Below are 1,213 nucleotides of genomic sequence, written 5' to 3'. Positions count from 1 at the left end.
TTGAGCACCTGCTCGAGTTCGGAGCGCTGGAAGGCGCTGTAGCGCCACTTGACCAGCACGCTATCGTCGCTCTCAGGGCGCAGCCCTGCCACCACCTGCTGCAGCTCGGGGCGCGTGTTCAGACCCGGCCCCCACATGTCGTTGAGCAGGGCGCGATCGTCGGGGGATTGATCCTTGGGCTGGGCCGTGTAGTAGACCGGGATGCCGAGGGCCTTGCACTGTTTGCGCACCGCGGCCAGCCGCTCGGTGAGCGTGGCGATCAGCGGGCTGTTCTCGCCATAAAACGCGGTGAAGTACTCCTGCATATCGTGAATGAGCAAAGCAGCGCGTTTGGGCTCCAGCGTCCAGTTGACCTTGTTGGCCTTCCACTGCTTGGGCATGGCGTAGTTATTCAGGGTTGGGATAGCCATAACGTCATGATTCCTTTTTTAGTTTTAAGCTGTTGTCAGGGGCTGGCTTGCGGCGATGATCTCGGCGATACGTGCACGCAGCCCCTGTTTGTCAATCTTGCCCACCGCCGTCATGGGCAGGGCATCCAGGGTTTCGAAACGGTCGGGCAGCTTGAAGTCCGCCACGCCGCGCGCGCGCAGAAACTTGCGCAAGGCCAGCGGCTTTAACCCGGGATCCGCACTGACGATAAAGGCGCAGCTCTTCTCCCCCATGGCGCTATCGGGCATGGAGACCAGGGCCGCCTGGGTGATGGCCGGGTGGTGCAGCAGCTGGTTTTCCACCTCTTCCGCCGCTATCTTCTCGCCGCCCCGGTTGATCTGATCCTTTTGCCGCCCCACCACCGTCAGGTAGCCATCCTGGTCTTGCACCACCAGGTCGCCGGAGCAGTAGAAGCCCTCGCTATCGAACACCCGGGCGTTGTGGGCCGGGCTCTGGTAGTAACCACGGAAGGTATAGGGGCCACGGGTGTGCAGGGCGCCGGGCTGGCCGGGGGCGACCGGGTTGCCCGCCTCGTCCAGAATGCGCACCTCGTCGTCCTGGCTCATGGGGCGGCCCTGGGTGTGAATGATCTTCTCGTCGGGGTCAGAGAGCCGGGTGTAGTTGACCAGCCCCTCCGCCATGCCGAACACCTGTTGCAGCCGGCAGCCGAGCAGCGGGGTGATTTTTCTGGCCACCGCTTCGGCCAGCTTGGCGCCCCCCACCTGCAGCACGTCGAGGCTCGCAAGCTGGCTGCGCACGGCCGGGTCAGATTCGGCCGCTTGCA

The 1,213-nt window shown here is 64.1% G+C and carries 2 protein-coding genes; both read right to left on the bottom strand.

Features of this window, described 5'->3' with window-relative positions; all coding sequences use genetic code 11:
* A partial coding sequence (locus AAC083_RS09100; protein ID WP_146181630.1) for an isochorismatase family protein occupies window positions 1–410 on the bottom strand: 410 nt, incomplete at its 3' end.
* A 24-nt stretch (window positions 411–434) separates the two neighbouring features.
* Window positions 435–1,213, bottom strand: a 779-nt coding sequence (locus tag AAC083_RS09095; RefSeq protein WP_146181629.1) for an AMP-binding protein, incomplete at its 5' end; no start/stop codon positions are given.

It is taken from the genome of Aeromonas sp. HMWF014 (genome assembly GCF_963878295.1).
GTDB lineage: Bacteria > Pseudomonadota > Gammaproteobacteria > Enterobacterales > Aeromonadaceae > Aeromonas > Aeromonas popoffii.
This window is presented reverse-complemented; position numbering and strand designations above follow the sequence as displayed.